We start from the raw sequence: 12,260 nt of genomic DNA, 5'->3' as shown, positions 1-12,260 counted from the left end.
TCAACAGCAAAATCATATTGTTCATCTGTTTCTCAAGCCTCAGGCACTCAGGGTGGCGCCGCCATCGACGACCAGATCCTGCAGCGTGATGTGGCTGGCCAGATCCGAGGCCAGGAAGAGGACGGTATGGGCGATCTCCGCCGGGGTGGCTACCTTGCGCAGGGGGATGCCGAGCTTGAACTGCTCCGGCAACCCGGCAATGGTGCGGGCCATGGCCTCCTCGTTCGGCAGCATGCCGCGCAGCATGGGGGTATCCGTCGAGCCCGGCGACACCAGGTTGGCGCGCACGCCGAAGGGGGCCAGCTCCAGCCCCACCGTCTGGGTCAGGCTGGTGACCGCCGCCTTGGAGGCGCAATAGGCCGCCATCTGCATGCGCGGCACATGGGCCGCGTTGGAGCCGATGGTGACGATGGCACCGCGCTGCTGTCCCTTGAAGTGGGGCACCAGGGCCCGCAGCAGATAGAAGACGCCACTGGCGTTGACCGTCATGCAGTCGTGCCAGTCATCATCGCTCAGGGCGTCGGTGGGGCCGAGGCGCAGCACCCCGGCCCCGTTGACCAGCACATCGAGCCCGCCGTCTGCCAGCAGCGCTGCGCAGCAGGCATTGACCGCCTTCGAGTCGCCAATATCGAGCAGCCGGGTGGCATAGGGGTAGTCGGCTTCGGGAAACACCAGATCCAGCCCCACCACGGCGGCGCCGGCCGCCACGAACTGCGTTGCCACCTCGCGGCCGATGCCGCGCCCGGCCCCGGTCACCCAGACCCGCTTGCCAGTGAAATCAAACGCCATTTTTTGCTGATCCTTCGTCATCTTGCTCATCACCACACCATCTCCACGCTCTCTTCGTCCTCGGCAAGCAGGCCGTCGAGGAAACGGCAGAAATCATCGAGGCGCGGGTGATCGAACACATCGGAGACCTTGACCTGCACCCCGAACTCGGCGCCGAGCCGGTTGACGATCTGGATGGTCTGCAGGGACTGGCCCCCCAGTTCGAAGAAGTTGTCGGCGGGCGCCATGGTGGCGAGCCCCAGGATCTGCTGCCAGATGGCGCCGACCCGGTTCTCGGTCTCGCTGCCCAGGGTCAGAGCCTCGCCGCCCGCCTGATAGGCGGCCAGCAGGGCCTTGCGATCCAGCTTGTTGGAGCCGGTGCGGGGCAGCTGGTCATAGTGGCGATAGTCGGTGGGGATCATGGCGGCAGGCAGCACCTTGGCCAGCTGCGCCTTGATGACCCGGCTGTCGCGCTCCGGCCCCGCCACGAAGGCCACCAGCCGGCGCACGCTGCCGATGTTCACCCCCTGCACGCACGCCTCGTTCACCCCGGGCAGGGCCAGCAGTTGGGCCTCCACCTCGCCGGGCTGGATGCGATAGCCGCTTATCTTGAATTCGTTGTCGCGCCGACCGAGGTAGACCAGCCGGCCGGCCACCAAGCGCACTCGATCGCCGGTGCGATAGACGGGCATCTGCTCCGCGCCAACCCGCAAGGTATCGAAGCTGCCTTGCACGCCCCCCACATAGCCGTTGGCCAGTTGCGGGCCGAGCAGCACCAGCTCTCCCTCGCTGGCGGGTTGCTCCCCTGCCCCCAGGATGAGCGCCTGCATGCCGGGCAGCGGCAGGCCGATGGGCAACTGGGCCTGGCTCGGGTCTTCCTGCTGCAGCTCCTGGGTGGTCACCACCACGGTGGTCTCGGTGGGACCGTAGGTGTTGAAGAGGCGCACATCGGAGCGGCCCTGACGCTGCCACTGGGCCAGCTGCTCGGGGTAGACCGCCTCGCCGCCGATGATGACGGTGGCCAGATTGGCAGGAATGTGGGCCTGACCCGCCGTCAGCGCCACCACCCACTCGTTCCAGAACGCGGTGGGCAGGTCGAGGTGGGTGATCCCCATCTGCTCCACCCCGGCCGCAAAGGCGGACATGGATTCGAGCAGGGCGTCGGTGCGCAGCACCAGGGTGGCGCCGGCGCTCAGGGTGGCGAACACCTCCTCGATGCTGGCGTCGAAGTTGAAGGGGGCGAATTGCAACATCCGCGCGTCTTCATCCAGGTGATAACGGTAGCGGGCGGCGGCGGCGAAGTGATCCAGCGCCCCGTGGCTCACTGCCACCCCCTTGGGCAGACCGGTGGAGCCCGAGGTGAACATCAGGTAGGCGACGGCGCGACCGGCGGCCGGCTGGTTGAGCCGATCAATGCTCACCAGATCCCCCGCCAGCAGGGTGCGCCCCTCGAACAGGCTGGCCAGCTTGTGGCGGTACTCCGCCTGGGTGATCAGGGTCTTGACCTCCCCCAGCCGCAGAATATGGCCCTGGCGCTCCAGCGGCTGCTCGGGATCGAGCGGCACGTAGACGGCGCCCGCCAGCAGCACCGCCAGCTGGGCGAAGATGGCCTGGGGGGTGCGGGCCAGCATGACCCCCACCTTGTCGCCGGGGGCGACGCCTGCGGCCTGCAGGGCAGCTGCCATCTGTTCGGATCTGGCCAGCAGCGCCTCGTAGCTGAAGCGGGCCTCTCCCTGCTCCAGCGCAACCTTGTCCGGGGTCTGGGCAGCGAAGTGGCAGAGCGCATCCAGCACCGGCCGCACCTTGATCATTTCGTGGGCGAGTCCTGTGATCAGCGCATCCAGCCGCTGCTCGGCCAGCCAGTCGGCCTTGAGCGCCCCCAGGGTCTGGTCGGGCTCGGCCATCCAGCGCCCCAGCAGGGCAAACAGGGTATCGGCGATGGCTGCCAGATCCCCCTGCCGGTAACAGCCGGGGTTGGCGTCCAGATCCAGTCTGGGCTGGCCATCGACGCCGACCTGCACCTCGATGGTGAGATCCTCCACCGGCCCGGCGCTGATGTTGAGGATATGGGCATCGAGGGGGCCAAACCGGCGGGCATGATCGAACGGCATGATGTTGACCAGCGGGCCGAACAGCCGCTTGTCTCCCCCCACCAGGCCAAGGTCGCGGCGCAGCAGCTCGTAGCGGTAGTGCTGGTGCTTGCGCACCCCGCGCTTGGCCTTGGCCACGGCGCTGGCCGCCCCCGCCAGATCCAGCCCCTCTTCAAGCTCCAGAGCAAGGGGGGTGATGTTCATCTGCATGCAGGGCACGGTCAGCGACGCCGAGCCGATGCGGTTCATCATCATCAGGCCGAGCAGAGTCTGGCGCTGGCCGCTCGAAAGCGACAGTTGGGCAGAGAGGCCGGCCAGCAGCAGATCGGGCCAGCCCAGCTTGTGCTCGTCGGCAAAGCCGGTCAGGGATTGCCAGAGCGCCGCCGGCAGCGGACGGCTCTCGCGGATAAAGTCGGCGGCAATCGGCGCCCGTAACGAGCCAAAGGATGTCACCTCGGGCCAGCCTTGCAGCTGCTCCTGCCAGAAGGCGCGGGCGGCGGCGTTCTTGCCGCTCTGCTCGCGGCTCGCCTCTTCGGCCAGCACCTCAGCCAGAGAGCCGAAGGGGGATGGGGAGTCCATCTCACCGGCCAGCCCCTCTGCATACAGCTCGGCTATGCGCTGGAACAGCAGGGTGGTGCCAAAGCCATCGAGGGTGATGTGGTGCACGCAGCTGTAGAGGTAATCGCGGCCGGGGCCGCGCAGCAGGGCAAAGCGGCAGGGCGCTTCTTGGGTCAGCTCGAACGGGCGGCGCAGATCGGCCCGGGCCCAGGCGCGGGCCAGCGCCTCGTCATCGCGCTCGAGGGAGACCTCTTCATAGGCCAGGGGCAGCTCATGCGAGACGAAGCAGACCGCCTCCTTATCCTCTTCGAAGTGGCCCTTGAGCGCCTCGCACTCACCCACAGCCCGGATGAGCGCGGCCACCAGTACGGCTGCCTCGACCTTGCCATCGAAGGCGATGCACTCGGCGGTGTTGAACATCGCCTTGTCGTCGTTGAGCAGATGACCGGACCAGAGCCCCTTCTGGGGGATGGTCAAGGGGAAGCGGTTCATGGGGTCACCTCCAGCGCCTGGGCTGCCAGCTTGGCCTCGATGAGGCGCCACCAACCGTTGAGGGTCGGCAGCTTGGCGAGATCCACGAAGCCGAGCTCCACCCCGGCGGCGCGCCACTCGGTGAGCAGGGCCATGATCCGCACCGAATCCAGGCCGTAGTCGATGAGGTTCTCGTCGGGGTCAAACTCCCCTTCGTCCTCGTCGATATGGCTCAGCAGCCGCGCCTTGAGCCCCTCATACGTCAGCAACGGATTGGTCAGAAGCGGACTGGTCTGGGCGGCAGAAGCGGAGGCCGGGGCGAGCGCCAGCACCTCCTCGCAGGGGATCACCTTGCCGCAGCGGGTCGCCACGTAGTCCAGCGCCATCTGGTGGTCGGCCAGGGAGAAGTCTGCCACCCCGTCCGCCAGGAAGAAGGGCTGGATGTCGCGCATGAAGGCGTCGCAGGCGGTCATCATGCAACCGATATGGCCGTAGATGCCGCCTATGATCAGCTGATCCCGCCCCAGCGCTTTGAGCATCTGCTCGAGCTCGGAGCGCTGGAAGGCGCTGTAGCGCCACTTGACCAGCACAATATCGTCACGCTCTGGGCGAAGCGCTGCCACCACCTGTTGCAACTCGGGACTCTTGTTCAGACCCGGGCCCCACATGTCGTTGAGCAGGGCGCGATCTTCGGGGGATTGATCCTTGGGCTGGGCGGTGTAGAAGACCGGAATGCCGAGGGCCTTGCACTGTTTGCGTACCGCGGCCAGACGCTCGACAAGCTCGCCAATGAGAGGGCTGTTTTCGCCGTAGAAGGCGGTGAAATACTCCTGCATGTCGTGGATCAGCAGGGCTGCGCGTTTGGGATCCAGGGTCCAGTCGACCTTGTTGGCCTTCCACTGGCTGGGCATGGCGTAATTGTTCAGGGTTGGGATAGCCATAACGTCATGATTCCTTAATATTTTTTATGCTGTAGAGGCCGGTTGGCGGCGATGGCGTGCGCAATGCGCGCCCGCAGCCCCTGCTTGTCAATCTTGCCCACCGCCGTCATGGGCAGGGCGTCCAGGGTTTCGAAACGGTCGGGTAGCTTGAAGTCCGCCACCCCGCGCTCGCGCAGAAACTTGCGCAAGGCCAGCGGCTTCAAGGCGGGATCCGTGCTGACGATGAAAGCGCAGCTCTTCTCCCCCATGGCGCTGTCTGGCATGGAGACCAGGGCCGCATGGGTGATGGCCGGGTGATGCAGCAGCTGGTTTTCCACCTCTTCCGCCGCGATCTTCTCGCCGCCCCGGTTGATCTGATCCTTCTGCCGCCCCACCACAGTGAGGTAACCATCGGCATCCTGGACCACCAGATCGCCGGAGCAGTAGAAGCCCTCGGCATCGAACACCCGGGCGTTGTGGGCCGGGCTCTGGTAGTAGCCGCGGAAGGTATAGGGGCCGCGGGTGTGCAGGGCGCCAGGCTCGCCGGGGGCGACCGGGTTGCCCGCCTCATCGAGGATGCGCACCTCGTCGTCCGGGCTCATGGGGCGGCCCTGGGTGTGAATGACCTTCTCGTCGGGGTCGTCCAGCCGGGTGTAGTTCACCAGCCCCTCCGCCATGCCGAACACCTGCTGCAGCCGGCAGCCGAGCAGCGGCCCAATCTTGCTGGCCACCGCCTCCCCCAGCTTGGCGCCGCCCACTTGCAGCAAGTCGAGACTCTCGAGCTGAGTGCGCGCAGCGGGATCCGCTTCCGCTGCCTGCAGCCAGAGCGAGACCGCCGGCGGCACCAGCGAGGTGAGATTGGCCTGGTGGCGGGCAATCAGCGGGAAACAGCTGATGGGGCTGGGATCCGGCGCCAGCACCACGGTACCGCCCGCCTCGAACACCCCCAGGGCGCCAGGGGAGCTCAGGGGGAAGTTGTGGGGTGCCGGCAGGGCACACAGATAGCGGGTGTGGGGCCCCAATTCACAGATTTCATTGCTGCGGCGCACGCTGTACAGGTAATCGTCATGGGTGCGGGGAATGAGCTTGGGGGTGCCGGTGCTGCCACCGGAGAGCTGGAAGAAGGCCACCTCGTCCGCCGGGGTCGGGCCAGATTTCACCAGCTCACTCTCAGCCCCCTTCGCCAACCAGCGGGTCAGCCCCAGCTCTCCTGCGTCGCCATCGAGCAGCACCAGCTCGGCGCCGATGGTTGTCAGCAACTCGCTCTCGCGATCCTTGCTCGCAAACAGCGGATGGGTCAGCGAGCCGATAAAGAGGCGGGGTGTGATCTGCTCGGCATAAGAGAGGAGCTCCAGCCGGTTGTGGCTAAAGAGCGCATTGACCGGCGCGATGCCGGCCTTGAGCAGGGCGAAGAACACCAGATAGAACTCAGCCACGTTGGGGAGCTGCACCAGCGCGGTATCGCCCCCCCCCAGGTCGTGGTGGGCCAGACGCCTGGCCAGCCGGCTCGAGGCGGCGTCCAGCTCACGATAGCTGAAGCGGCGCTCGCCGCAGAGGATCGCCTCGGCGTCGGGGGCCAACTCGCACTGACGCGCCAGCATGGCGGTCAGCGGCTCGCCGCGCCAATAGCCCTTGGCGCGGTACAGCTGGGCCAAGGCGTCGGGCCAGCGGGTATAGGGCAGGAAGCGGTTGGGCTGCGTCATTGCGCCACCTCCGGACTCAGGCCCAGGGCTTTGAGCATGGTCCCCAGCTTGGTACCGGTCTCGACCCACTCCATGGCGGGATCCGAGCCAGCGACGATACCGGCGCCGGCAAACAGCTCCACCTGATTACCATCGAGCACGCCGCAGCGGATCACCACGGCCCACTCGCCGTTGCCCTGGCTGTCGCACCAGCCAACGATGCCGCTGAACAGGGCTCGCCGGAAGGGCTCCTGCTCGCGGATGAACTGACGAGCCAGATCGGTGGGATAGCCGCACAGGGCCGGAGTGGGATGAAGCTGGCAGGCCAAGGAGAGTACCGATGCCTTGCCGCCGTGCAGCCGGCCGGCGATGGGGGTACCCAGATGCCAAAGGGTATCCGTGCTCATCAGCGAGGGATGAGAGGGGATCGCCAGCTCGCGGCAGTGGGGCGTCAGCACCCGGCGGATCTCGTCGATCACCAGGCGGTGCTCATGCTGATCCTTGCGAGAGGCCAGCAGATCCCGGGCCACCTGCCGGTCCTGCGCCGGCTCGCCGCCGCGCTTGGCAGAGCCCGCCAAGGGATGGGTGAACACCTCTCCCCCACTGACCCTCAGCAGCAGCTCCGGGCTGGCGCCAAGCAGGCGGCGGCCCTGGCCGAGCGGCAGGGAGAAGTGGAAGGCGTGGGGATTCTGGGCCATCAAACGGGCCATCACCTGCTTAGGATCGGCAGGCTGGTGCAGGGTAAGGGTGAGTTTGCGCGACAGCACCACCTTGGCGAGCCGGCCCTCGGCAAACGCATCCAGCGCCGCGCTGACCGAGGCCTGGAATTCGCTAGCCGGCGGGGTGTTCTGCACCGAGATGACCCGGTTGGCCTCGACGGCCTGCCCTGCCATCGCCTCTGTCGCCGGCGCCTGTGCCAGCGGGACAGGGCGATCGCCCCGCTCATAGCGGCCGGGCACATAGAGGCAGGAGGCCTCCGCCGGGTCGAACGCGAAGGCACCGATAAGCAGGGGGTTGCTCTGGCCGGCAGCGCTGGCCGCTGCCAGCGCGTCGGCAATCTGTTGTTCTAGCAAAGGCCATTCACAGGCGGGGGTGGTGATAGGCAGGCCCAGGTCAGTGGCACTGAGCGTGCCCTGACCCGAGGTAAACAAGAATTCGGGCGAAGACGCAGCCTGGGCAGGCGCGCTATTTTCCATCACAAGAGTATCCACGTTACACCCTCAAATATGATTCAAAATGATAATGATTATCAATTTGTATTTGTGCGGCGGTAAAATACTCGCTTTGAAATCCCCCGGTCAATGGGATTTTTATGCCGATAAAACTGGAACTTATCTGTGGATATTGGGCAAGCCGCGCCACTGGCGGCCTGCCATGCCAGGCACCGAAGGGGTTACTCGTATGAAGACGCCGCCCACACCCCATATGAGGCTGCGACAAAAACGGGAACTGTGTGCCCAAACTGGCAGCCAGGGGCATTTCCCCCTAAGATGGCGCCATCTTTCTGGTCACTTATCTCACTCACGGAACTGTCGATGTTAAAGCACCTGCTTCTGCTCCCCCTCAGTCTGCTGCTGGCAGCCTGTTCGCTCACCCAGTACAACGTCAGCGAAGGCGAAATCAACCAATACCTCAAAGAGAGGGTCGCCTTCGAGAAACAGCTGGGGATCCCCGGCATCATGTCGAGCAAGATCCGCCTGGACGAGATGCAGAGCCGCATTGGCCGCGCCCGCGCCGATCGGGTCGAGCTGGATGCTGCCGGTGATTTGCAGGTCAGCAGCCCCCTTGGCAGCCAGCAGATGAAGATCCGCCTCTCCCTCAGCGCCCGCCCCGACTACGTGGCCGAGCAGGGCGCCATCTACCTGCGCGATCTCGAGCTCATCTCGGTCAAGACCGAGCCGGCCGACGTGGGCACCGCCCTCACCCCGCTGCTGCCCACCTTCAACCAGTCGCTCTCCCTCTTCCTCTCCCAGACCCCCGTCTATCGGCTCGACGGCAGTCGCAAGAACGAAGCCAGGATCAAGGAGAAGGTGGAAGCCCTCAAGGTGGAACCCGGCCGGCTGGTCATCCCCTTCAAGCTGCTCTGACCCCCAACCGCGCCCCTCTTCTCTTCAACCCGAGGGGCACGGTTTTTTCTTCTCAAGCTCCTCCCTTTGCCTCATAATGCACACCATTCTCATTTAGATTCATGAGAAGCGTCATAATAAAATCAAACATATGGTGAGAAGGGACATGAGAAAAACCGTACTGGTCCAGGCGATCGCCTGCGCACTGCTCAGTGGCGCCGTACAGGCTGCCGTCAAGGTGGAAGACAAGACATTCAACACCGCCGCCAACATGCTGGCCTATACCGAGTTCGAGCTCTCCGGCGAGCCGCTGGCTGAAGCGCTGGGACTGGATCTGGATGTGCTGGACGCCAACCGCGCCGATGAGCCGACCCCGTTCGACTTCGCCGCCGGCATCGAATCCTATGAGTATTCCGAAGAGGCCATGTACGCCCTCAACTATCAATCCGGCATGGGCCCCCATCTGGTGAACGGGCCGCAAAACCTGGCCCGCGGTGGCACCTTGGCCGACCTCGGCAAGCGGGTGCTGGCCATGGCCGAGGCCGTCGGCTTCCCGGCCGATGAAGTGCCGCAAGGCATGTATCCCCTCTCCCTGCCCTACGCCTCCGCCAATCCGGAGTTTGCACAAGCGGTGAACACCACCCCGGTCAACGGCGATCAGATCACCATCAAGACCGCCAAGGGCACAGAGAAAACCGTCAAGACCCAGGTACCGGCCTACTTCCGCGACTACGCCACCCTGCGCTGGAGCGGTGCCGACAACCTGCTGAACCCGGCAGCCGTGGGCGGCATACTGCTCAAAGAGGTGATGTGGTCCCAGGACTTCCTCGGCGGCATGCACGTGGCCGAGAGCGATGAAGAGGTGGAAGCCGCGTCCGCCACCATGGATCAGGATGGCAAGCACAAGCTGGGCGTCTCTGCCGCCGACGGCTTCAACGGCATGATGCTGACAGAGCAGTCCATCGACAAGCTGGCCATCATGCAGGGCCAGCTCGGTTTCGATGGCAAGCAGCTGGGTGCCAAGATCACACCGCAATACGATCCGTCCAAGGGTATCGTCTACTTCCCCCATCAGGTGAAAGTGACCGAAACCAGCAAGAATGAGGTGGGCGCCATCGGCAAGCTCGAGGTGGTGGATGGCTCAGCCCAGCTGCGCGACGCCTGGATGATGCTGTGGCCGCTCTCCGAGTTCTACGCCTTCAGCGATCAACGCACGGCCAACACCAACCAGAACCCGGCCTTCCACGCCGTGTTTGACGGTGCCCCGTTTGCTGCCGCCCCGGCCGCCAACACCCAGGGTCAGAGCGCCAAGCAGGTGGTCGGCGACGACGCCTTCTCCCTGGCCCTGAACCTCTCCGGCATGGTGTTCAAGAACCTCAACGCCCTGCACTTCGAACCCAAGGCCGGCACTTTGGTCGACAGCTGGCAGGCAGGCAAACAAGGCAAGCACGTCACCACCTTCGACGCCGCTTACGCCCTGGTCGCCCTGCAGATCTTCCAGCGTGCCCAGGATGCACTGCCGGTCGGCTACGCCGCCGGTGACAACGGCGAGCTGAACCTGAAAACCGCACAAGGCCAGCAGGCACTGGTGCTCATTCGCCAGCAGGCCGACTTCATCCTCGGCAAGCTCAAGGGCAAGAACGGTCTGGTGCATGACGGTTTGACCCTGGGTGGCAAGCTGGATGCCGGTCAGTCCATCGACGCGCAATTTGCCGCCGTGCGGGGTCTGACGGCCGCCTTCCTGGCGACCTCGGATGCCAAGTACCGCACTGCCGCGCGCGAGCTCTTCATCGCCACCGACAAGGCCTACTTCAATGCCAAGGCCGGTACCTGGCTTGCGGCCAAGCAGGGCGAATACACCCCCTGGACCCAGGCCGCCATCTCTGGTGCCCTGCGCTCCGCCATGCTGAACCTGCGCAACGAGGGGACAGAGAAAGCCCCTGCGCTGGAACTGGCCCAGCTGACCCAGCGCTACGTGAGCTGGTTCCGTGGCACGGTCAATGGCGGCATGCAGATGGCCGAGTGGATCGGCGACTCCGGTGAGAACGTCATCGAAGGAGCCGGTGGCGACACGGACGAAGACGGCGTGCCGCAAGTCACCGCCGCCGGTGGCAAACATGGCACCGCCATGGTGATGGCCGCCAAGGCCATCGTCAGCGAGAAATGAGTCAGCGGATAAATCCAACGACACACCATAAAGAAAGGGAGCCGATTCGGCTCCCTTTGCATTACAACGTCTGACACAGTTTCACGCTTATCTCTCACGCCAGCTTGGCCAGCATCTCCTTGGTCACCAGCACGATCCCCTGTTCGGAGCGATAGAAGCGGCGGCTATCCTCGTCCGCGTTCTCCCCCACCACCAATCCATCGGGCAGCACGCAGCCCTTGTCCACCACCACCCGGCGCAGACGACAGCCGGCACCTATCTCGACCCCGGGGAATATGATGGCCTGATCCAGGGTACAGAAGGAGTGCACCCGCACATGGGTAAACAGCACAGAGTTGAGCACGAAGGAGCCGCTGACGATGGATCCCCCCGCGAACATGGAGTTGATGGTCATGCCGTGCTGACCGTTTCTGTCCTGCACGAACTTGGCAGGCGGCGTCATGGTCTGGCTGGTCCAGATGGGCCAGTTCTCGTCATAGATGTCGAGCTCGGGCACCACGGAGGCGAGATCCATGTTGGCTTCCCAGAACGAATCCAGGGTCCCCACGTCGCGCCAGTAGGGTTTCTGCCCCTCCTTGGCACCGACACAGGACATGGTGAAGGGATGGGCAAAGGCTTTGCCCTCTCCCACGATGCGCGGGATCACGTCCATGCCGAAGTCGTGCTTGGACTCCTGATTGTGGATGTCCTCTTCCAGCAGCTGATAGAGATACTCCGCCTCGAAGATGTAGATGCCCATGGAGGCCAGGGATCTGTCCTCATGGCCCGGCATGGCCGGCGGGTTGGCCGGTTTTTCGACGAAGGCGCGGATCTTGCGCTGCTCGTCTATGTCCATGACCCCGAAGGCAGAGGCCTCCGCCCGTGGCACCTCGATGCAGGCCACCGTCACCTTGGCACCGAGACGCACGTGATCGAGCAGCATGGCGGCGTAATCCATCTTGTAGATGTGATCCCCCGCCAGCACCACTATGTATTTGGGGCCGTAGTCGCGAATGATGTCGACGTTCTGATAGATGGCATCGGCGGTGCCGCGATACCAGTGCACCTCGTCCACCCTTTGCTGGGCGGGCAACAGGTCGATGAATTCGTTCATCTGGTAGCGCAGGAAGGACCAGCCCGATTGCAGGTGGCGCAACAGACTGTGGGACTTGTACTGGGTCACCACCCCCACCCGGCGAATGCCCGAGTTGATGCAGTTGGAGAGCACGAAGTCGATGATGCGGAACTTGCCGCCGAAATGGACGGCAGGCTTGGCGCGGTTGTCTGTCAACTGCTTCAGGCGGCTGCCCCGTCCCCCCGCGAGCACCAAGGCCATACTCTGATTCAATAATTGCCGTGCTTTGGCAGTATTTACGGGTTCTAACAACATGATTTACCTCTGCCTTGTTTGATCTATTTTCAACCCATCTTCGCCTTTTTAAGTGCCCATGAAAGTGGTTTCACTCACATTTAACCGATTTCAATTGGCCCTTTTCCAGGAGTTGAGCGGGATCCCATGCTTTACATCCCGAGCTTGGTTAGAATTTCAACATCACACG

8 protein-coding genes are annotated in these 12,260 nt (G+C 64.3%); 2 read left to right on the top strand and 6 right to left on the bottom strand.

Translation table 11 applies throughout. The features are described from left to right. Positions 1-39: 39 nt before the first annotated feature. The 5 genes from amoA to amoC are packed head-to-tail and all read right to left on the bottom strand — an operon-like array spanning position 40 to position 7,700. Positions 40-789, bottom strand: coding sequence for an amonabactin biosynthesis protein AmoA (gene amoA, locus ACW5XD_RS12650; protein WP_456495231.1), 750 nt, complete (start codon positions 787-789; stop codon positions 40-42). Between the two features lie 29 nt (positions 790-818). Next, positions 819-3,908, bottom strand: coding sequence for an amonabactin biosynthesis non-ribosomal peptide synthetase AmoF (gene amoF, locus ACW5XD_RS12645; RefSeq protein ID WP_456495183.1), 3,090 nt, complete (start codon positions 3,906-3,908; stop codon positions 819-821). Then, positions 3,905-4,828: an amonabactin biosynthesis bifunctional protein AmoB gene (gene amoB, locus ACW5XD_RS12640; protein WP_456495182.1), complete on the bottom strand. Its 924-nt coding sequence runs from the start codon at positions 4,826-4,828 to the stop codon at positions 3,905-3,907. The genes amoF and amoB overlap by 4 nt, the downstream gene beginning before the upstream one ends. A gap of 14 nt (positions 4,829-4,842) precedes the next feature. Continuing rightward, a complete protein-coding gene (gene amoE / locus ACW5XD_RS12635; RefSeq protein ID WP_456495181.1) occupies positions 4,843-6,510 on the bottom strand; it encodes an amonabactin biosynthesis (2,3-dihydroxybenzoyl)adenylate synthase AmoE in 1,668 nt (555 codons plus the stop codon). Next, entirely contained in the window at positions 6,507-7,700 is a 1,194-nt protein-coding gene (gene amoC / locus ACW5XD_RS12630; protein WP_456495180.1) for an amonabactin biosynthesis isochorismate synthase AmoC, read from the bottom strand. The genes amoE and amoC overlap by 4 nt, the downstream gene beginning before the upstream one ends. 324 nt (positions 7,701-8,024) lie before the next feature. Here amoC and ACW5XD_RS12625 point away from each other — a divergent pair, with 324 nt between their 5' ends. Both ACW5XD_RS12625 and ACW5XD_RS12620 read left to right on the top strand, forming a co-directional pair. After that, entirely contained in the window at positions 8,025-8,576 is a 552-nt protein-coding gene (locus ACW5XD_RS12625; RefSeq protein ID WP_456495179.1) for a lipoprotein, read from the top strand. 145 nt (positions 8,577-8,721) lie between these two features. Continuing rightward, positions 8,722-10,722: a hypothetical protein gene (locus ACW5XD_RS12620; protein ID WP_456495178.1), complete on the top strand. Its 2,001-nt coding sequence runs from the start codon at positions 8,722-8,724 to the stop codon at positions 10,720-10,722. 94 nt (positions 10,723-10,816) lie between these two features. Here the strand turns inward: ACW5XD_RS12620 and glgC are convergent, their stop codons facing one another. After that, complete coding sequence (gene glgC, locus ACW5XD_RS12615) at positions 10,817-12,091, bottom strand: glucose-1-phosphate adenylyltransferase (protein WP_043555434.1); 1,275 nt, start codon at positions 12,089-12,091, stop codon at positions 10,817-10,819. Positions 12,092-12,260 lie beyond the last annotated feature (169 nt).

Source organism: Aeromonas enterica, assembly GCF_054052465.1.
The sequence above is the reverse complement of the archived record's forward strand: the minus strand, read 5'-3'. Positions and strand labels throughout refer to the sequence as shown.

Excerpts from the sequence above, each read along its gene's own strand:
- amoA (WP_456495231.1), bottom strand. The coding sequence starts at position 789 with ATGGCGTTTGATTTCACTGGCAAGCGGGTCTGGGTGACCGGGGCCGGG.
- amoF (WP_456495183.1), bottom strand. The coding sequence starts at position 3,908 with ATGAACCGCTTCCCCTTGACCATCCCCCAGAAGGGGCTCTGGTCCGGT.
- amoB (WP_456495182.1), bottom strand. The coding sequence starts at position 4,828 with ATGGCTATCCCAACCCTGAACAATTACGCCATGCCCAGCCAGTGGAAG.
- amoE (WP_456495181.1), bottom strand. The coding sequence starts at position 6,510 with ATGACGCAGCCCAACCGCTTCCTGCCCTATACCCGCTGGCCCGACGCC.
- ACW5XD_RS12625 (WP_456495179.1), top strand. The coding sequence starts at position 8,025 with ATGTTAAAGCACCTGCTTCTGCTCCCCCTCAGTCTGCTGCTGGCAGCC.
- ACW5XD_RS12620 (WP_456495178.1), top strand. The coding sequence starts at position 8,722 with ATGAGAAAAACCGTACTGGTCCAGGCGATCGCCTGCGCACTGCTCAGT.
- glgC (WP_043555434.1), bottom strand. The coding sequence starts at position 12,091 with ATGTTGTTAGAACCCGTAAATACTGCCAAAGCACGGCAATTATTGAAT.